At 38.1% G+C, this 20,074-nt stretch carries 22 protein-coding genes and 1 tRNA gene; 5 read left to right on the top strand and 18 right to left on the bottom strand.

The annotated features are described in order from the left end of the window. Positions 1 to 71: 71 nt before the first annotated feature. The 4 genes from RFX69_RS14460 to uvrB form a co-directional block, all read right to left on the bottom strand. Positions 72 to 1,529: a glyceraldehyde-3-phosphate dehydrogenase gene (locus RFX69_RS14460; RefSeq protein ID WP_000031228.1), complete on the bottom strand. Its 1,458-nt coding sequence runs from the start codon at positions 1,527 to 1,529 to the stop codon at positions 72 to 74. Positions 1,530 to 1,745: 216 nt separating this feature from the next. Further along, positions 1,746 to 2,693 carry an EamA family transporter RarD gene (gene rarD / locus RFX69_RS14455; RefSeq protein WP_289332543.1) on the bottom strand — a complete coding sequence of 316 codons (948 nt, stop codon included), beginning with the start codon at positions 2,691 to 2,693 and terminating at the stop codon, positions 1,746 to 1,748. 108 nt (positions 2,694 to 2,801) lie between these two features. Next, the gene (locus RFX69_RS14450) at positions 2,802 to 3,389 is read right to left on the bottom strand and encodes a lipocalin family protein (RefSeq protein WP_023896334.1); all 588 of its coding nucleotides are present in this window, start codon (positions 3,387 to 3,389) and stop codon (positions 2,802 to 2,804) included. Positions 3,390 to 3,482: 93 nt separating this feature from the next. After that, positions 3,483 to 5,504, bottom strand: a complete 2,022-nt coding sequence (gene uvrB / locus RFX69_RS14445) for an excinuclease ABC subunit UvrB (protein WP_023896333.1) — start codon at positions 5,502 to 5,504, stop codon at positions 3,483 to 3,485. A 179-nt stretch (positions 5,505 to 5,683) separates the two neighbouring features. On the opposite strand from uvrB, the gene RFX69_RS14440 reads away from it, so the two are divergent. Together RFX69_RS14440 and RFX69_RS14435 are read left to right on the top strand one after the other, a co-directional pair. Further along, positions 5,684 to 6,475 (top strand): hypothetical protein, encoded by a 792-nt coding sequence (locus RFX69_RS14440; RefSeq protein ID WP_023896332.1) that lies wholly within the window; start codon positions 5,684 to 5,686, stop codon positions 6,473 to 6,475. 174 nt (positions 6,476 to 6,649) lie between these two features. Beyond that, on the top strand, positions 6,650 to 8,086 hold the full coding sequence (locus RFX69_RS14435; protein WP_000448849.1) for a diguanylate cyclase domain-containing protein: 1,437 nt from the start codon (positions 6,650 to 6,652) through the stop codon (positions 8,084 to 8,086). Positions 8,087 to 8,120: 34 nt separating this feature from the next. Here RFX69_RS14435 and RFX69_RS14430 read toward each other — a convergent pair whose 3' ends face one another. Further along, positions 8,121 to 8,300, bottom strand: a complete 180-nt coding sequence (locus RFX69_RS14430) for a hypothetical protein (RefSeq protein WP_000139632.1) — start codon at positions 8,298 to 8,300, stop codon at positions 8,121 to 8,123. A 207-nt stretch (positions 8,301 to 8,507) separates the two neighbouring features. Between RFX69_RS14430 and RFX69_RS14425 the strand changes: the two genes are divergently transcribed. Next, positions 8,508 to 9,743, top strand: coding sequence for a pyridoxal phosphate-dependent aminotransferase (locus RFX69_RS14425; RefSeq protein WP_289332544.1), 1,236 nt, complete (start codon positions 8,508 to 8,510; stop codon positions 9,741 to 9,743). A gap of 51 nt (positions 9,744 to 9,794) precedes the next feature. Here RFX69_RS14425 and RFX69_RS14420 read toward each other — a convergent pair whose 3' ends face one another. Further along, entirely contained in the window at positions 9,795 to 10,205 is a 411-nt protein-coding gene (locus RFX69_RS14420) for a GFA family protein (RefSeq protein ID WP_001014251.1), read from the bottom strand. Positions 10,206 to 10,390: 185 nt separating this feature from the next. Between RFX69_RS14420 and RFX69_RS14415 the strand changes: the two genes are divergently transcribed. Then, positions 10,391 to 10,828: a PaaI family thioesterase gene (locus tag RFX69_RS14415; protein WP_000795395.1), complete on the top strand. Its 438-nt coding sequence runs from the start codon at positions 10,391 to 10,393 to the stop codon at positions 10,826 to 10,828. A 14-nt stretch (positions 10,829 to 10,842) separates the two neighbouring features. Here the strand turns inward: RFX69_RS14415 and RFX69_RS14410 are convergent, their stop codons facing one another. Together RFX69_RS14410 and RFX69_RS14405 are read right to left on the bottom strand one after the other, a co-directional pair. Continuing rightward, complete coding sequence (locus tag RFX69_RS14410) at positions 10,843 to 11,271, bottom strand: hypothetical protein (protein WP_000855171.1); 429 nt, start codon at positions 11,269 to 11,271, stop codon at positions 10,843 to 10,845. Positions 11,272 to 11,312: 41 nt separating this feature from the next. Next, complete coding sequence (locus RFX69_RS14405) at positions 11,313 to 11,447, bottom strand: hypothetical protein (protein ID WP_085941300.1); 135 nt, start codon at positions 11,445 to 11,447, stop codon at positions 11,313 to 11,315. Between the two features lie 58 nt (positions 11,448 to 11,505). Between RFX69_RS14405 and RFX69_RS14400 the strand changes: the two genes are divergently transcribed. Further along, positions 11,506 to 11,581: transfer RNA gene (locus RFX69_RS14400), tRNA-Asn, on the top strand. Positions 11,582 to 11,764: 183 nt separating this feature from the next. Here RFX69_RS14400 and RFX69_RS14395 read toward each other — a convergent pair. The 10 genes from RFX69_RS14395 to lepA all read right to left on the bottom strand — a co-directional run bounded on the left by RFX69_RS14395 (position 11,765) and on the right by lepA (position 19,961). After that, positions 11,765 to 12,523 (bottom strand): SDR family oxidoreductase, encoded by a 759-nt coding sequence (locus RFX69_RS14395; protein ID WP_000880605.1) that lies wholly within the window; start codon positions 12,521 to 12,523, stop codon positions 11,765 to 11,767. A gap of 294 nt (positions 12,524 to 12,817) precedes the next feature. Beyond that, positions 12,818 to 13,462: a tRNA-(ms[2]io[6]A)-hydroxylase gene (locus RFX69_RS14390; RefSeq protein WP_000095053.1), complete on the bottom strand. Its 645-nt coding sequence runs from the start codon at positions 13,460 to 13,462 to the stop codon at positions 12,818 to 12,820. Between the two features lie 6 nt (positions 13,463 to 13,468). Continuing rightward, complete coding sequence (gene pdxJ / locus RFX69_RS14385) at positions 13,469 to 14,194, bottom strand: pyridoxine 5'-phosphate synthase (protein ID WP_000729414.1); 726 nt, start codon at positions 14,192 to 14,194, stop codon at positions 13,469 to 13,471. Positions 14,195 to 14,207: 13 nt separating this feature from the next. Next, positions 14,208 to 14,921, bottom strand: coding sequence for a DNA repair protein RecO (gene recO, locus RFX69_RS14380; RefSeq protein WP_000985103.1), 714 nt, complete (start codon positions 14,919 to 14,921; stop codon positions 14,208 to 14,210). A gap of 9 nt (positions 14,922 to 14,930) precedes the next feature. Then, positions 14,931 to 15,131: an NF038104 family lipoprotein gene (locus tag RFX69_RS14375; protein ID WP_000644486.1), complete on the bottom strand. Its 201-nt coding sequence runs from the start codon at positions 15,129 to 15,131 to the stop codon at positions 14,931 to 14,933. 18 nt (positions 15,132 to 15,149) lie between these two features. Further along, complete coding sequence (gene era / locus RFX69_RS14370) at positions 15,150 to 16,172, bottom strand: GTPase Era (protein WP_001985518.1); 1,023 nt, start codon at positions 16,170 to 16,172, stop codon at positions 15,150 to 15,152. A gap of 11 nt (positions 16,173 to 16,183) precedes the next feature. Next, on the bottom strand, positions 16,184 to 16,876 hold the full coding sequence (gene rnc, locus RFX69_RS14365; protein WP_000160699.1) for a ribonuclease III: 693 nt from the start codon (positions 16,874 to 16,876) through the stop codon (positions 16,184 to 16,186). Then, positions 16,848 to 17,222: a DUF4845 domain-containing protein gene (locus RFX69_RS14360; protein ID WP_001224039.1), complete on the bottom strand. Its 375-nt coding sequence runs from the start codon at positions 17,220 to 17,222 to the stop codon at positions 16,848 to 16,850. Before RFX69_RS14360 ends, rnc begins: the two co-directional genes overlap by 29 nt. 23 nt (positions 17,223 to 17,245) lie before the next feature. Next, positions 17,246 to 18,073: a signal peptidase I gene (lepB, locus tag RFX69_RS14355; protein WP_000344900.1), complete on the bottom strand. Its 828-nt coding sequence runs from the start codon at positions 18,071 to 18,073 to the stop codon at positions 17,246 to 17,248. A 70-nt stretch (positions 18,074 to 18,143) separates the two neighbouring features. Continuing rightward, on the bottom strand, positions 18,144 to 19,961 hold the full coding sequence (gene lepA, locus RFX69_RS14350; protein WP_000035781.1) for a translation elongation factor 4: 1,818 nt from the start codon (positions 19,959 to 19,961) through the stop codon (positions 18,144 to 18,146). Positions 19,962 to 20,074: the final 113 nt, after the last annotated feature.

Genomic DNA, 20,074 nt, shown 5'->3' with positions numbered 1-20,074 from the left:
GTACGGTTGTAAAAAAACCCAGTCTAAACTGGGTCTTTTTGTCACATTCTTTTATCTAACGTTAAAACAGATTAAGCGTTAGTTTCTGCAGGAATTTTTTTATAGCTTACGCCACACATTTGCTCAGCAATACGTAATACTTGGCAGCTATAACCTACTTCGTTATCGTACCAAACATATGCAGTTAAGCGGTTACCAGAAGTAATCGTTGCTTGAGCATCATATACACCAGCAGTACGAGAACCGATAAAGTCGCTTGATACCACTTCTGTAGAGTTGGTATAACCGATTTGGCCTTGAAGGTTAGAGTTGATCGAAATTTGACGAATGTATTCGTTCACTTCTTCACGATCAACTTCTTTATCAAGCGTTAAGTTTAAAATCGCAAGAGATACGTTTGGTGTTGGAACACGTACAGAGTTACCAGTTAACTTACCTTTTAACGCAGGCAATGCTTTAGCAACAGCTTTAGCAGCACCAGTTTCAGTAATAACCATGTTCAATGTAGCAGCACGACCACGACGATCAGCTTTGTGGTAGTTATCGATTAAGTTCTGGTCATTTGTAAATGAGTGAACTGTCTCAACGTGACCATTAAGAACTTTATATTTGTCATCCAATACTTTAAGAATTGGAGTGATCGCATTTGTTGTACAACTTGCAGCAGAGATGATTTTGTCTTCATCTAAAATGTCAGAGTTGTTTACACCAAATACAACGTTTTTCATTTCGCCTTTACTTGGTGCAGTTAATACAACACGTGCAACACCTGGGCATTTCAAGTGTTGGCTTAGGCCTTCAGCATCACGCCATTTACCAGTGTTGTCGATTAAAAGCGCGTTTTCAATACCGTATTGAGTATAGTCTACTTCGCTTGGGCTAGATGCATAGATTACTTTGATGAAGTTACCGTTAGCGATAATTGCTTCGTTTTCTTCATCAACAGAGATTGTACCTGCAAAAGTACCGTGAATAGAGTCACGACGAAGTAAAGAAGCACGTTTTGCCAAGTCACCGTCAGAAGACTTACGAACAACAATCGCTTTAAGGCTTAAACCGCGACCTAAACCTGATTGGCTAATGATTAAACGAGCCAAGATACGGCCAATACGACCAAAACCGTAAAGTACTACATCTTTAGGTTGTTCAGAAGTTGCGCTACCTTTAATTGACTCAACAGCTTGAGCAACAAAAGCGTCAACATCACCGCCTTTTTCTTTATATTCAACTGCAAGTTTACCAATATCAACTTCTGCAGAACCGATATTTTCAACTTTTGCTAAAGCTTCTAAAATAGGGAAAGTATTTACTACAGAAAGCTCAACATCTACAACACGTGTACGACGGTGAGTTTTCAAAATTTGGATAACAGAACGGTTAATTAAAGAGCGACCGTAAACAGATACGACAATATTTTTTTCACGGTATAATTGACCGATTAATGCAATCATACGTTCCGCGATTTCTTCACGGTTTTTCCAACGGCCTTGGTGTTCAGCGTGCAGGGCGATGATAGTGTCTTTGCTCACAGATACGTCCTCTAATTAATTATATCTAGGCGTGATTTTTAAAACCCCGTAATTGTAATGGAATTATTGGCAAGAATGAATCAAAAGCTGACGTCAGTGGCTAGATTTTCCCAAAATTCATCATAAATTCATAAAATACCTATAATTATTTTTTATTATCTTATTGTTTAAAGCCGCTAAATTTTTGCTTTTTCTTACTTTTTAGATTTTGATGCTCTAATCGTGAGCATCATTTTTTAATCTTTTTTGATATTTTTCGATATTTAATTGCAAATTTTTGGCTTTTTGCTGCTGTTGGTAAAGATGAAAAGCCCCTTCTAAAACCAATACGAAAACGGCACACCAAATTGGAAGATAAGTAAACCATTCTTCTTTACCAATGCTTTCCCCTAGCACTAAAGATGCTAAAGCAAGTAATACCGGTTCAAGATATCCAAGCAGACCAAACACAACCAAAGGTAAATAACGGCTTGCCAATATATAACATCCCAAGCCTATAGCACTAAGCACACCTAAGCCCGCAATAACCAACCCGAGTGTCGGTTGATCGAGGAACTTACTATATGGCAATAACCCTGTATGTGTCACATAGATTGCAACTGGCATAATAATCAGAAGGTCCCACCAAAAGCCCCCTAAATTATCCGTTTTAATTTTCTTACGTAACAAGAAATAAGCGGAATAACCTATAGCCACTAAAGCAGTTTCCCAAGCAATACTTCCTAGTCGAAAAATCTCATGCCCTACACCAATAATTGCAAGAACAATAGCGATCCACTGAAATTTCGATATTTTCTCTCCATATAAGACACTACCCGCTAAAACCAAAACAAGCGGTAACAGGAAATATCCCAAAGAAACTTGCAAACCACGTCCATGCATAGGCCCCCATAAAAACAGCCATAACTGCACCGAAGTCAAAACGGATGTTGTAATGAGTAATAGAAGTAAAGAAGGTTTCGCTAAAATACGTTGATATATATTTTTAATATGGCTTAAATCACCACTCCACCACATAAATAAAGTTAAAAATGGCAAAGTCGCAATAATACGCCATCCGAAAGTCTGTTCACTATCAAGCTGGCCGAGTAATTGAGTATAAAAATAAAGAACACCAAAAGTTAATGATGCCATGACAGACAAAATCACGCCCTTTAACATCACTAACCTCTTTATACTTTAAGAAAAATAAAGCGATACAATACTTGATTTATCCACTATAAAAAAGAAAAAACCATGCGAAAACATGGTTTTTTCTTAAGCAGCATATATTTATTCTTTATGCTCGGTATGAATAATATCTCGAATATCAAATCCTAATGTTTTTGCATAATTTAGATATTCATCAACCACTTCTTTGTATGGATGTGGCGTTCTAGATAAAACCCAAAGATATTTTCGGGAAGGTTCGCCTACCAAAACGGTTTGGTAATCTTCATCGAGCTTTAAAATCCAGTAGTCTCCACGAATTATCGGAATCCATCTTACAGCTTCGGGTAAAAAGCTTACCTTTAATTTCGTGTTATACGGTGGATTAACTACAAAAGCCTCACCGATAGATTGCTGTAATTGCTTTTGATTATCGTAGCAGCGGTTATCTACAACTATGTTTCCATTTTCATTTAAGGTATAGGTTGCAGATACATTGTAAGCACATTTTTTTTGGAAAAAAGCAGGTTTACGCGCGACTTCATACCACACACCTAAATAACGGTCTAATTCAACCTTATCGACTGTAGGTAGAGGCTTCTGCTGGGCATAGGCATATGTTCCGACAGCTAAGCCAGTCAGAACAATACCGCCCAATGCAATTTTTGCCAAGCGCCAACTGGCTTGCGGAACATTATTTCGAAATGCCATTGTTGCCCTCAACTCTTTGTTGTGAATACAAAATAACTTAAATATCTACAGTAGCTTGTTTTTTAAACAAATCATGTAGTGTTATGTATCCATTTATTGCAACATTTGCGCTTTTAAACGAACAATTTCATCACGAATACGCGCCGCTTGCTCGAATTGTAAATCCTTCGACGCCTTTAACATTTCTTTCTCTAGCTTAGTAATGTGCTTACTAAACAATTTAGGGTCAGAAAGAATATGTCGTTCATCTGCGCTAAGTGCTTGTGCCTGCTCTAGTACTTTCTCATCAATCTGATCATCAGAAAGTACTTCACCCGTATCAATTTCTTTCACAGCCTGACGAACTGCACTACGTGGCGTAATACCATGCTGCTCATTAAACTCGATTTGTTTTGCACGTCGGCGCTCTGTCTCCTCAATTGCCTTTCGCATAGAATCAGTGATTGTATCAGCATATAAAATTGCTTTACCTTTCACATTTCGCGCAGCACGACCAATCGTCTGAATAAGCGAACGCTCAGAACGTAAGAAACCTTCTTTATCTGCATCTAAAATAGCAACTAAAGAAACTTCCGGCATATCTAAGCCTTCTCGCAGCAAGTTAATACCCACTAGTACATCAAATACACCTGTACGTAATTCATGAATAATTTTGACACGTTCAACTGTATCAATATCCGAGTGCAGATAAGCAACCTTAACGCCATATTCTTTTAAATAAGAAGTTAAATCTTCCGCCATACGCTTGGTTAAAGTCGTTACCAATACACGCTCATTTAAGTTCTTACGAATATTAATCTCAGACAAAACATCATCGACTTGGGTAAGTACCGGACGAACTTCAATTTCAGGATCAATCAAGCCCGTTGGTCGAACAACCTGCTCAACCACTTGTTCTGATTTTTCCAGTTCATATCTAGCTGGTGTGGCACTCACAAAAATAGTGGTCGGGACAATACGCTCCCACTCTTCAAATTTCATTGGGCGGTTATCAAGCGCACTTGGTAAACGGAAACCGTAATTCACCAAGTTTTCTTTACGCGAACGGTCACCTTTATACATTGCGCCAATTTGAGGAACCGTTACATGCGACTCATCAATAATAAGTAAGGCATCTTCAGGTACATAGTCAAATAAGGTCGGTGGTGCTTCACCTGCCGGTCGTCCCGATAAATGACGTGAGTAGTTTTCGATACCATTGGTGTACCCTAACTGCTGCATCATTTCCAAATCATAACGAGTACGTTGCTCGATACGCTGCGCTTCGAGTAACTTGTCATGTTCACGGAAGAACTTAAGCTGGTCTTGCAATTCATCCTTAATGGTATCGATAGCTCGTGTTAGGTTGTCTTTTGGCGTCACATAATGGCTTTTCGGGTAAATCGTGACACGTGGTACTTTGCGGACCATTTTACCGGTAAGCGGATCAAACCAGCGAATTGAGTCTACTTCGTCATCAAAGAGTTCAATACGAATCGCATGTTGGTCGGATTCTGCCGGGAAAATATCAATAATTTCACCACGGATACGATACGTACCACGTAAGAATTCAAGCTCATTACGGGTATATTGCATTTCAACCAAACGGCGAATAATTTCGTCTCGACTTACTCGATCACCTTGGACCACATGCAATAACATTTGCATATAAGCATTTGGGTCACCCAAACCATAAATGGCCGAAACAGAAGCAACAATAATCGCATCACGACGTTCTAACAAAGCACGCGTTGCCGATAATCGCATCTGGTCAATATGGTCATTAATTGCCGCGTCTTTTTCAATAAATGTATCTGAGGACGGAACATAGGCCTCGGGTTGATAGTAGTCGTAATAACTTACGAAATACTCAACTGCATTGTTTGGGAAGAAAGCTTTAAACTCACCATAGAGCTGGGCTGCCAAGGTCTTATTATGCGCCATCACAATCGTCGGACGCTGAGTTTGGGCAATCACATTTGCCATGGTATAGGTCTTACCTGAACCGGTCACACCTAGCAGTAACTGATTACGAAAACCCTTTTCGATACCATTCACCAGCTTTTCAATTGCCTGTGGCTGATCACCCGCTGGCTGGTAATGAGTGACCAAATCGAAAGGTTGATTTTCGTTCACAGTTCTCTCTCTTTATAAAAAATTTGAATTTATCGTCTAGCAAATTAATGGGGATTTTTTCCCTAATTTAAAGTCTATAGTGAGATTAATCTATATCGAAAATATTAAGCATCTTGATACTTGACCAATGCTGTAAACGGTTGCAACATGGACTTATCCATTAGATAAAAAGCATAACCATGACCTATCAATATCATGATGAAAGTATTGTAACCGAACTCCCTGAAGATACCGTGTTTGTCTTCGGTAGTAATATGGCTGGACAACATGGTAGTGGAGCCGCACGTGTTGCCAGTCAGCATTTTGGGGCTGTAGAGGGTGTAGGACGTGGCTGGGCTGGTCAGAGCTTTGCAATTCCAACATTAAATGAACATATCCAACAAATGCCACTCTCCCAAATCGAGCATTATGTTGAAGACTTTAAAGTTTATGCAAAAAATCATCCTAAAATGAAATACTTTGTGACAGCTTTAGGATGTGGGATCGCAGGTTATAAGGTTTCCGAAATCGCTCCTCTTTTTAAAGGCATACATCACAATGTGATTTTTCCTGAATCGTTTAAACCGTATGTTGAAGAAGATGCTGTTTCACAGTTCCCAACACTCACTCAAAAAATGGTTCAAAGTTTCATTAATGATGAAGTTATTTTCTACTTTAATCACGGCAGTGAATCTTTTGAAGATGCTTTAGATAAAACGGATTTATCACGTGCTGAAAAAGCGATAGCGCTTATTGTACTTAATGAGGAATTGTATCCTCGTGACCGCTATGGCAGAGGCCGTGACCACGAATTGAGAGATATTTTAGGTAAGCTCAATGGTAAGATTTTTAATATTCATGGTAACTCAGAAGGTGCAATGATTTTCGTAAGTGTAATTGTTGCGCTTATGGAACTTTATGATTTTGATGAGCAAGATTTTATAAAATTATGGAGCGGTGAGAAAAATATTGACCACCCAATTAACCGTTAATTTACTTTGATATTTTATGAGTGAAGCAGATAAATTCTGCTTTCTCATTATTTTATTTTACTTATATTTAATATTTTTATTTTAATTATTCTAATAAATTTAAATCGATTATTTTCCCAAATCTTAGTTTTTCTCATTATACTTTAAGACAAACTGAATACTTAAAAGAAACGCATGGAAACTTTAGATTCTTCAATTTTTGACCTCACCCCAATTCCAATGTGGATTGAAGACTTTAGTGAAGTTAAGCAGTTATTTGACTTATGGAGAAATCAAGGGGTTGAAAACTTATATGAATTTCTAAGTCAAAATGAAAATCTAGTGGTTGAATGTGCTCATAAAATTAAAATTATTAAGGTCAACCAAAAAGTATTAGACCTTTTTGAAGCAAAAAACCAAGAAGAGTTATGTGCCAACTTAAATCTTATTTTTAAAAAAGAAATGTTTGAAGCCCATATTCATGAACTCGAAGCGTTATGGAATGGCAAAACTCATTTCTCGAGTACCACTATAAATTACACGCTCTCTGGTAAACGTATTGATGTACAACTACGTGGAGCAATTTTACCGGGTTCTGAAACTACGTTTGACCGTATTTTAATTACCACCGAAGACATTACTCCGTATCAAAATGCACTTCGTCAGGAAGAGAAAAATCGACGCCTAGCAGAGTCAATGTTTATCTACTCCCCGACTTCGCTTTGGGTTGAAGATTTTAGCCGTATTAAAAATAGAATTGATCAGCTTAGGCTATTAGGAATTGAAGACTTTAGGACTTTTTTAGATGTACATCCTGAATTTGTTCGCCAATGCATAGAAGACATTTTAATTTTAGACGTCAATCAGTCGACTCTCGATTTATTTAAAGCACCAGATAAAACCACTCTGTTAAAAAATACCCATAAAATTTTTGCCGAAGAGATGGTGGAAACTTTTAGAGAACAGCTGATTGAACTCTGGCAAGGAAATATTCACCACAAGCGTGAAGCCGTTAACTATGCGTTAGATGGCCAAATTAGAAATGTCTTATTGCAATTTACCGTATTCCCCGGTTATGAAGAGACTTGGGGATTGGTACAGGTTGCGCTTACAGATATTACTGCACGAAAGAAAGCCGAAAATTATCTAGAATACTTAGGCCAGCATGATGTACTGACCAAACTTTATAACCGAGCTTTTTTTACAGAAGAGCTTAATCGTTTAAATCGCAGTATTATTCGCCCTGTTTCTTCAATTTTTTTAGACATGAACGGCCTAAAGGAAACCAATGATCAACTTGGCCATGATATTGGTGATGGTTTATTACGTCGAGTAGGTAATATTTTAAATCAGGCAATTATGAATACTGCTTATACAGCTTCTCGAATCGGTGGCGACGAATTTGTAATTTTAATGCCTGGTGCAGATGAAGCGAATGTTTTAATGATGCTGCAAACCATTCAGGAGCTTTTTAATATAGATAATCAATATTATTCAAGTCACCCTATTAGTATTGCGATTGGGCACGCCACAACAAAAGAAAATGAACAAGTTGAAGATATGCTAAAACGCGCAGATCATCATATGTATCAAAAGAAAAAAAGTTATTATCAAGAAATTCTTCTACCATAAAAAAACAGGCATATTGCCTGTTTTTTTATTTAAATTAGCGCTTACCCATAGAACGACGAGTACCACGCGGTGGCATCCAAGTTCTATCTGCATATTGTTCAGGTTTCGGACGTACTTGGTTGTGTACAGCATCGCCTGCTTGGTTACTTTCATTCGGCATTGGAAATGGCAATTTCACCAAAGCCTTTTTCTGTTTTGGCTGTTGCTCAGTCATGATTCATTCTCGATATTTCGATTGCGGCTTATTATAAAGGATTTTTCTTGTTTCTTTCGAAAAAAGCTTCAATTGAATAAAACCGCAACAAGATCTTTCCTAAATTAAACTTTTTTACATCTAAAAATCCCCACATCCGCAAATTGCTTAATTTTTGCGATAAGATAGTGTGCTTTTTATTTTTAATCCCATAAGAGGAATATTGCCGTGGACGTACGTCTTTCTGATCGTGTCAATGCTATCAAACCGTCCCCTACACTTGCTGTAACTAATAAAGCTGCTGAGCTTAAAGCTGCTGGTAAGAACGTGATTGGTTTGGGTGCTGGCGAGCCAGATTTTGATACCCCTCAACACATCAAAGATGCTGCAATTGAAGCGATTAATAATGGTTTCACCAAATATACGGCTGTAGATGGTACTCCTGGGTTAAAAAAAGCAATTATTGCTAAATTAAAGCGTGATAATAATCTTGATTACCAACCTAACCAGATTTTGGTTTCTTGTGGCGGTAAGCAAAGCTTCTTTAACTTGGCACTAGCATTATTAAACAAGGGTGATGAAGTGATCATCCCTGCGCCATTCTGGGTAAGCTATCCAGATATGGTCATTATTGCTGAAGGTACGCCTGTTATCGTGAAATGTGGCGAAGAGCAACGTTTCAAAATTACACCTGAACAATTAGAAGCAGCAATTACTCCTAACACTCGTTTAGTGGTATTAAACAGCCCATCTAACCCGACAGGTATGATTTACAGCAAAGCTGAATTAGAAGCTTTAGCTGAAGTTTTACGTCGTCATCCACAAGTATTTGTTGCATCTGACGACATGTATGAACCAATTCGTTGGGAAGATGAGTTCTACAACATTGCAACTGTTGCACCTGATTTATATGACCGCACGATTGTTTTAAATGGTGTTTCTAAAGCATATGCAATGACAGGTTGGCGTATTGGTTATGCAGCCGGCCCAGCAAAAATCATTGGTGCAATGAAAAAAATCCAGTCTCAATCAACTTCTAACCCGACTTCAATTTCGCAAGTTGCTGCTGAAGCTGCGTTGAATGGTCCACAAGATGTTTTAAAACCAATGATTGAAGCGTTTAAACGTCGTCATGACTTAGTGGTTAATGGCTTAAATGACATCAAAGGGATCTCTTGCTTACCTGCTGATGGTGCTTTCTACGCGTATGCAAACATTCGCCCTCTTATTCGTGCAAAAGCCTTAAAATCTTGCACAGAATTCTCTGAATGGTTACTTGAAGAAACTGGCGTAGCGGTCGTTCCTGGTGATGCATTTGGTTTAGGTGGTTTCATGCGTATTTCATATGCAACAGCTGACGAAGTACTTGTTGATGCGTTAGCACGTATCAAAAAAGCTGCTGAATCAATCGAAGGCGTTGATGCTGCAATTGCATCTATCGAAGCTGAAAAAGCTACTAAATAATTTGAAAATATAAAAAAGGCCTCAGAATAGAGGCCTTTTTTATAATTAAAATTATTCTAAATTAAATAAAGCTGACACCTCAGCCTCAGTCAGTTTTTTTGTATCATTCTTAAAATTATAAAAATCAGGTTTTGAATCAATAAAAATTTCCATATCTAATTTCAAATCTTTTACTGGTTCATTTAAAGAAAACACATTGATATTGCAGTAACTTTGATCTTTTGTTCTCCAAAAAATTGTTGTTCCACAAGCGTTACAAAAGCCTCTTTCACCCCATTCAGAAGAGTTAAATACACTAAGATGCTTTTGCTGAATAAACTTTAAACTACCTTTAACTACATCAACTGTCATAATGACACCACTGGTTTGTCTACGACACATCGAGCAATGGCAAACATGTACATCATGATTTTTTAACTCAACTTCGAAAGCTGTTTCACCACATAAACACTGTCCGTTCATTATTATTTTCCACAAAAAGTTTATATTTTTAGAGTTATAAAATATTCTGCTCAACCAAATTTTACAAGTTTATAAACTATAAGTGACCTATCTTTCTATTCACTCCAACTTGACAATAGTTAATTTAACGCCTAATTTAACATCAAGTTCCATTTTAGAACTTTAATAACTGAAGGACTCAAAAAATGAAAAATCCTATGGAAATGACAGGCCTCGAATTTTTACAAGCCATGATTGAAGGTCATATTCCACCTGCCAGTATTAGCAAAACTATTCCAATGCAACCTACTGAGATTTCAGAAGGATCTGTAACTTTCAAAGCACAAGCAGATCATAATCACTTAAATCCTTTAGGTGGCGTACATGGTGGTTTTGCTGCAACTGTTCTAGATTCAGTGACTGGCTGCGCTGTACATACCATGCTACCTGCTGGTGTGGGTTATGGAACCATAGATCTTAATGTGAAAATGTGCCGTCCTCTTCCACAAAATCAGGTTTTAATTGCTACAGGTAAAGTGATCAATTTAAGTAAAAATTTAGGTATTTCCGAAGGAAAAATTACTGATGAAGAAGGCAAACTTTATGCTTATGCAACAGCAACCTGCATGATTATTCGACCATAAAAACCAAGGCAGCTTTAAACGGCTGCCTTTTTCATTAAGTAAGGAATATCTGGGCGATCACAAGTTTTCGCAACCACATAAGGTGCCCAAATATTCTTAAGTTGAAGCTCTATCACTTTATGATGCTGAGTAGACCAGGCTAAAACTTTATTTTTACCTAGGAATAATTCTCCTTCGAGCTGGAAAATATAGAGAGGTTTAGATTGATCTACTACCTTGGAACACTTTAAAACTTTCAATGAAGTATGCACATCCCATTTTGAACTAAACCAGAGTTGTAGTAAGTCACCTAAGTACAAATCTTGTTTTTTAAATGGAAAAGCATCGATCCATGCATCTTCTACAGGTGTGTAATAAGATTCTGGTTGATTTAAAATATTGAGATAATTGCGTTGATAAAAATCAAAATTAGAAAAAATAGAAGCAACAGTAAGTGTTTTCATACTTATCTCCGATTTAGCCATTTTAGTGCTGGCAAGTTGGTTTAAATCCACACTGTTTGGATTACTCCAAACGCTTGTTCTTTTCTGAATCTAGCAATTGAATTTTCAAAGCGCAAGTAATTTATGATCTCACCTTTCAACTGGTCAAATAAAAAGCATACAACACAAAAATGAATGAAACATGACGATTTTTACTTGACCCTTGTCAAAATCTCCTTATAATCGCATGCAGATTCTCCCATAGCTCAGTCGGTAGAGCGACGGACTGTTAATCCGCAGGTCCCTGGTTCGAGCCCAGGTGGGAGAGCCAAATACTAAAAAGCCCGCAGCATTAAAGCGGGCTTTTTTATTGCTTTCTATTAAAGTATACCTATAAAAAAATCCCCTACTGCCTGTAGAGGATTTGCTTTTCATAATTCGAATATTTACCAGATCGAATCATCAGTTCTAAACTTAGGTAGACCTTCTACGCTTAGATCTTTTTAAAATTACATTATTCCACTTCTACAACTTTTAAAGGGTTAAAAGTCTGAGTCGTTGGCATCATTTCTATACGGTTAATATTAATATGCGGTGGTTGTGATGCGATCCATGCTACTGTATTTGCAATATCTTCCGGCAAAATTGGATTTTTCTTATCGTATAGACTGTTAGCTTTCTCCTGATCTCCCTTAAAACGTACAAGAGAAAATTCGGTACCACCACACAACCCTGGCTCAATATTCGTTACTCGCACGCCAGTACCAGCCAAATCTGCACGTAGATTTAAACTAAACTGCTCTACAAAAGCTTTTGTTGCCCCATATACATTACCACCTGGATATGGGTATGTACCTGCAATTGAACCCATATTAATGATTAAGCCTGATTTCTTCTTTACCATACTTGGTAAAATTAATCGGGTAACCGTAACAAGTCCTTTAACATTGGTATCAATCATGGTGTACCAATCATCTAAATCCGCTTTATCTGCTGGCTCTAGACCCAATGCCAAGCCTGCATTATTCACTAGTAAGTCAATTTGATCGATTTGAAATTCATTTGGTAATTCTTTAAATAACTTATTTATATTTTCTGCTGTATCAGTCATATCAAATACGAGTGAGTAGAAATTTTCGCCAAGCTGTTTTTGTAGTTCTTCTAATTTTTCTGCGCGTCTTCCACATCCAATAACTTTATAGCCTGACTCAATCAGTTTTTTTGAAATACTATAACCAAAACCTGCTGATGCGCCTGTAACTAATGCTAACATTCTTATATCCTTAGAAATAATCAACTGTTTCAGTTGAACTCATGATGAACATATCAGCCTTTATATTTACACAATATTTATTATTAGCCTAAAAAAATAAAAGTTTTTTAAAAAAATTTTAAGAGAAATTTAAATCTGTAAAAAATATATTTATTAAATAATGATATGCATTAAAAAACTAAAAAATGGTCCTTACTTAACCTTAAATATCGGCTCAAACTATTTAGAAGTTAGAGCTACTTAATAAAAAAGTTTACCGTGAAAGGTAAACTTTTTAACTTGAGGTATCCAAGCTTATGCAGGGATACCACTATGAAAACGGAAAGTATCATCTGGAGTCAAAATCAGATTCTTTTCAACTTCACGGATATGTTCAATACGCTGTTGAATATCTTCTTCAGGATCTTTCATTTTGGCAGTTTTTGCGACGTCAAGCGCTAGTGCTAAATAGTCTTCAAAATGACGAGATTCTGACTTAAGCAAGTAACGGTAATAGCGTCCTAACTCATCATCAACACACGGAGCAAGCGCATAAAAACGTTCACATGAACGTGCTTCTACAAAAGCCCCAATCACGAGTACATCAATTAGAGCTTCTGGTTCATATGTGCGGATTTCTTTTCGTAAGCCACCTGCATAGCGTCCAGCACTTAAACCTTTCCACTCTTGCCCACGTTTCGTCATAAATTCTAGAACTTGTTCATAGTGAAGCATTTCTTCACGTACAAGCTGGGCAAGCTTAACTTGTAAGTCCGTGAAAAAACTATAGCGGAACATCAAGTTCATGGCCGTACCCGCTGCTTTTTTCTCACAGTTAGCATGATCTTGCATCAAGATGTCTAAATTATTAACGGCCTCATCCAACCATTCTTTTGGGGTTTGGCATCCTAAAAATGCTAATACAGGCTGCATTAATTCATCGTAATTGATACTCGACATTACTACTTATCCTGCTGCCTGAATCGCTGTTTTCATGTCTTTCACCGCCTGTACCAGTCCAACAAAAACACTTTCCGCAATAATTGAGTGCCCAATATTTAACTCATGAATTTGTGGAATTGCCGCAATTGGAGCAATATTTTTCAGATTCAACCCGTGACCAGCATTTACAACCAAACCTTTTGAAGCTGCGTATTCCACACCTTTTACAATGCGAGCAAGTTCTTCTTGTTGTTCTTGCTCTGTTGTTGCATCTGCATAAGCCCCGGTATGTAATTCAATAGTAGGCGCTCCACAAGCAATTGCTGCATCAATTTGAGCAAAATCAGCATCAATAAAGAGTGAAACATCACAACCAATGGCAGCTAAAGCTTGAGTTGCAGCTTTAACTTTTTCAAAGTTACCTACTACATCTAAACCGCCTTCTGTTGTAACTTCTTGGCGTCGTTCTGGTACAAAACACACATGTTGTGGTTGAATTTCTTTCGCAAACTCAACCATTTCATCAGTTACGGCCATTTCAAGATTCATACGTGTTTTCAATAATGGACGCATACGGCGCACGTCATCATCTTGAATATGTCTGCGATCTTCACGCAAATGCAAAGTAATCCCCTCTGCACCCGCTTGTTCACAAATAAGAGCAGCTTCTACAGGGTCTGGGTAAGCAGTACCGCGCGCCTGTCTTAAAGTAGCAACATGGTCTATGTTTACACCAAGCAATGCAGCCATAAAAAAATCCTAATTACGATTGAGTTTGAGTATTTTGAATCCACAATTGTCGACTTTTTAGGGGACGGTCACCTAAAAGCGATGTAATCATTTGACGGTATAGTTTACCTAATAATTGCAATTGTTCGTGAGAAAAATCCTGTCCCTGCTCATAATCCAGCATGGATAAAATTGCTTTTCCTGACAACGATGAGCGACTTGCCTGAACAACGGGGGCAAATCCTTCAGTCACTTGAAACTGATAAAACTGTTGAGGCAAAATTTCTTTTTGTGAGCTATCAATTGAAAAATCAATCGCATAGCCTAGCTCTGCAAGCAAGATATGCTCAAATTGCCTCAAGATCTGTCTAAGAAATAAATCCGGATTTTCATGAGAAGATAGCTGCTGGAGTTGAAGCAGCGTTAACTGGTATTGTTCAAAAGTTTGTGGCATTGCCTCTTCTAGTGGGCAAAGTCTAAGAACAATTTCGTTTAAATAGAAGCCTGCAAAAAAAGCATCGCCAAAAAAGAAAACCGGCTGATTTAGTATTTCCAGCTTTGTAAAATTTTTGAGCTCACTTTTGCCTGTGGCTTGCAAACGGATTGGCTGATATTGAGGAGGCGGAGTCTGTCTTAAAATACCATCAACCCGCCCATATTCTTGAGTGAAGAGATGCACAATATGGCTTTTTTCACGATATTTACGATGGTGAATCATATATCCATGTAGGACTTCATTGCGCATCATAAAAAGAAACTATTCCTCAGATTCTTTTTCTTTTTTATCGTCGTCATCACCATCAGGAATTACAGCCCCTACAACAGCAGCTGTACCCTTCACTACACCTTTAGTCGTTTTATAAGCAATACCTACTGGTACGGTTACAAGCTTATATACACAACCTTGCAACATCAATGTACATCCAACGATAATCAATATTGATGTAATTGCTTTCATACCAGTATTCCCTACTTTTTAGATATCACTATATCCTAAACTTTTTAAAGCACGTTCATCATCAGACCAACCACCTTTGACCTTAACCCATAAGGTAAGCATGATCTTTTGTTCGAACATTTTTTCCATGTCTTTACGTGCATCCATGCCAATTGTTTTAAGCTTGGCACCTTTTTCACCAATTACAATCGCTTTTTGACCAGGACGATCCACAAAAATAGTTGCATCAATATAGGTACATGCTGGTTTTAAACGACCAGTTTTTTCATTAACAGTTGCCTCTTCCGTTTTGAAAGATTCAATTTGTACTGTTAAATCATAAGGTAGCTCTTCACCCAACTGACGCATGATTTTTTCACGGATGATTTCACTTGCCAAGAAGCGCTCTGAACGGTCCGTAATTTGATCGAATGAATATAAAGGTGGCTGATAAGGAAGATATTTTTCAATCGTTTCACTTAAGTGCTCTAAGTTTGCTCCACGGAGTGCAGAAACAGGAACAATCTCCGCAAAATTCATAAGTTTGGCACGTTCTTGAATTAAAGGGAGAATCTCTCTCTTATCTCCAAAAGTATCAGCTTTATTAATCACCAAAATAACTGGCATATCAGCATTCTTGAGTTTCTCAAGAACTAAATCGTCATTTTGAGTCCACTTGTGGGCATCAATAACAAATAAGACTAAATTCACGTCACGTAACGCAGAATGCGCAGCACGGTTCATCATTTTATTGATTGCACGTACTTCTTTCTTATGCATACCTGGGGTATCGACATAAACCGCTTGCATTTTTTCACGCGAATCAATACCAATAATTTTATGGCGTGTCGTTTGAGGTTTACGTGAAGTAATAGAGAGTTTTTGGCCCAATAAATGGTTCATGAGGGTAGATTTACCCACATTTGGACGTCCTACAATCGCCACAAATCCGCTCTTAAAATCCGAAGGAATTGTAACGCCTTTGGAACTAAAAAATTGATCAATCAGATTGTTTGGATCTTGGTTTTCGTTTGAATCTGGATTGATTTGATCAGAATGCATCGACATGCAGGTTATTGCTCCAATAACTTTAAAATTTCCGCCGCTGCTGCCTGCTCGGCAAAACGACGACTTGACCCCTCACCATGAATTTTTGATAAACCATCTACCAAACATTCGACTTTAAAGTGCTGATGAGGCGCATCACCCTGAATATCTACAACCTCGTAAACAGGGAGAGGTTTTTTACGTGCTTGTAGATACTCTTGTAAACGTGATTTTGGATCCTTGAGTTGATCTGTTGGCTCAATATGATCTAAATAAGGCGTATACCATTTTAACACAATATCTTTGAGTAGGTTCAGATCACTACTATCAAGATAAATTGCACCAATAATGGCCTCCACTGTGTCAGCCAATATTGACTCACGATGATGACCACCAGATTTCAACTCGCCTGTGCTTAATATTAAACACCGACTAAGTTGCAAATCGGTTGCAATTTTACCTAATGCTTCCTGACGTACTAAAGTCGCGCGCATACGCGTTAAGCGCCCTTCATTTTCATGAGGGTACGCATGGTATAAATAATTGGCGATAATCATCCCCAACAGTGAGTCGCCCAAAAATTCCAGACGTTCGTAGTTATACTTATGACTCACCGAACGATGAGTCAAAGCCAACTGTAGCAATTCAGGCTGCTTAAATTGATAACCGATTCGACTGAGTAAGCGAGGATCACTTAGCTTGAACTGATGTTTTGTCAAAACTCTTCTCAAATGTTAAAACTAAATCAATATTCAGTAAGAAAGGCTTTCTTACCTCATATTTCTTTTTGACTGTTAGACTTGGCTGGTTAAACACTTCAGCAATCTCTTTAAAATGCAGATCACGAATGTTGTTCATTTCCAGTCGTTGGTCCATCTGTGTCATAAACTTTTGGGGTGTGATATCAGCCGAGCTTTGTTGCATAAGCTCTGTAATCTGATTATTAATCACACGATCATCCCAATATGCTGGCCAAACTGCAAGTACGGCTTTCACCGCAATTGCAAATATGACCACCCCAAATAAAATTGCTAAATACGAAGTACCCTGTTGTGCCTTACGCATTTTTGTTTTCCTAATGGTTGTTTTTAATCTATTTTCCCATTTCGGTTAAAGCTTGGCAGGTGGAAACCAGGTTCTTTATGCATCCAGACATAGAAAGCTCGGCCTGTTAAATTTTCTTCAGGTACGAAGCCCCAGAAACGACTGTCAGCACTTTGATCACGGTTATCCCCCATTGCAAAGTAATGTCCTTTCGGAACTGTTACTTCCCAATATAAACCGTCTTGGTTTGCATATTTACCATTATCAACATAGTTGATAAATGGTGCCTGACGCGCAACATTTACGCCTTCAAGCTCACGCATCGTAAAGGTATGATCACCAATTGTTTCTTTATGATAAATAGAAGTTGGTGTATCTAAAGCATCTTTTTCGCGACTAAACTGTGTTGGTACTTTAGGAATTTTTTGACCATTAATAATCAATTGTCCATGATCATAAACAATATGGTCACCAGGTAAGCCAATTACACGTTTAATATAACTAATAGTAGGTTGTGGTGGATAACGAAAAACGATGACATCACCACGTTTCGGTTCACCGATATCAATCACTTTTTTATTGACGATAGGTAAACGGACACCATAGTCAAATTTATTAACTAAAATAAAATCGCCAGTCTCTAAGGTCGGAACCATAGAGTCTGATGGAATATTAAATGGTTCATAAAGAAATGAGCGAAGTACAAGCACAACAGCTAAAACCGGCCAAAAGTCATAGGCCCATGTAATAACAAAATTTTCGTTCTCTCGCCCTTTATTTGCACGCTGTTTAAAAACAAGCTTATCTAGCAACCACACTGCAAATAAAATCAGCGTAACAGGAACAAGAATTAAATTAAAATCAAAATCCACAGGACCTCACTCGCAGCTTAGCTGCTTGCCTTGCGGCTGGGAGAAGATAAGTTCATCCCAGCCTTTTCTCTTATCTTTCTACTTTCAAAACAGCTAAGAACGCTTCTTGTGGGATTTCTACACTACCCACTTGTTTCATACGTTTCTTACCTTCTTTTTGTTTCGCAAGTAGTTTCTTCTTACGAGACACGTCACCGCCATAACATTTTGCTAAAACGTTTTTACGCATCGCCTTCACGGTCGAACGAGCAATAATTTGTGCACCAATAGCAGCCTGAATTGCGACATCGAACATTTGACGTGGAATCAAATCTTTCATTTTCTCAACTAAAGCAATACCACGATGACGAGCATCATTACGGTGACAAATCATTGCAAGCGCATCGACCTTCTCACCATTAATTAACACGTCAACCTTAACTAAAGATGAACTCTCAAAACGAATAAAGTTATAGTCAAGTGAAGCAAAACCACGTGAACATGATTTAAGCTTATCAAAGAAGTCCATAACCACTTCAGCCATAGGAATTTCAAAAGTAATTGAAACTTGATTACCTAAGAATTTCATGTCTTTTTGTACACCACGGCGCTCAATACATAGGGTCATGACGTTACCTAAGTACTCTTGCGGTACAAGAATATGACACTCTGCAATTGGCTCACGCAAATCTTCAACAACAGAACCATCCGGCATTTTAGATGGACTATCAATATAGATCGTATCGCCTTTTTTAGTGACAGCTTCATACACTACCGTTGGTGCTGAGCTGATCAAATCAAGGTCATACTCGCGCTCTAAACGCTCTTGTACGATTTCCATGTGCAACATGCCCAAGAAACCACAACGGAAACCAAAACCAAGCGCATCTGAACTTTCAGGTTCAAAGAATAAAGCCGAGTCATTGATCTGTAGTTTTTGTAAGGCTTCGCGGAATGGTTCAAAATCGCTTGCATCAATTGGGAAAAGGCCTGCGTAAACCTGAGGTTTAACCTTTTTAAAACCAGGAAGTGAAGCTACTTCAGGGGTTGTTGAAAGCGTGATGGTATCACCTACCGGCGCACCAAAAATATCTTTAATACCCGCGATAACAAAGCCTACTTCACCAGCTTCAAGCACGCCAGTTTCAGTATGTTTAGGGTTGAATACACCTACTGATGTAACAATGTGAGTCTGACCAGTAGATTTAACCAACATTTTGTCGCCCTTGCGGATACGACCATCTTTAATACGAACTAAAGAGACAACACCTAAATAGTTATCAAACCATGAGTCAATGATTAATGCCTGTAAAGGAGCCTCACGGTCACCTGTAGGAGCAGGAATAACATCAACTAATGTTTCTAAAACACCTTCAACGCCTAAGCCTGTTTTTGCAGAACATGTAGGTGCATTGGTTGCTTCAATACCGATAATTTCTTCAATTTCGTGAATAACGCGCTCAGGCTCTGCTTGCGGTAAATCAATTTTATTTAAAATTGGAAGAACTTCGAGACCTTGCTCAATAGCGGTATAACAGTTTGCAACTGATTGTGCTTCTACACCTTGTGCAGCATCCACAACCAATAACGCACCTTCACAAGCAGCTAATGAACGAGATACTTCATAAGAGAAATCAACGTGTCCCGGAGTATCAATAAAGTTAAGCTGATATTCCTGCCCGTTTGGATGAGTATAGTACAACGTCACCGAAGCAGCTTTAATGGTAATCCCACGTTCACGCTCGAGCTCCATTGAGTCCAAGACCTGAGCTTGCATCTCACGATCTTGCAGGCCACCACACATCTGAATAAAACGGTCAGCCAAAGTAGACTTACCATGATCAATATGAGCGATAATCGAGAAATTTCGGATATTTTTGATATCAACGGATTTTTTAGCTTGCGCCATGGGCTACCTTGAGAAAATATAAAGTGCTATGTAGCTTGTTTTAATACATAGCCAAAGCGGTTTAACAAATTGCGAGAGATTATAGCAGATGGATATTTTAAAGTATCCAAAAT

This window comes from Acinetobacter sp. 148, from assembly GCF_031196675.1.
In the GTDB taxonomy this organism is placed as follows: domain Bacteria; phylum Pseudomonadota; class Gammaproteobacteria; order Pseudomonadales; family Moraxellaceae; genus Acinetobacter; species Acinetobacter baumannii.
Note: the sequence above shows the minus strand (reverse complement) of the source record. Positions and strands in the feature narration are given on the sequence as shown.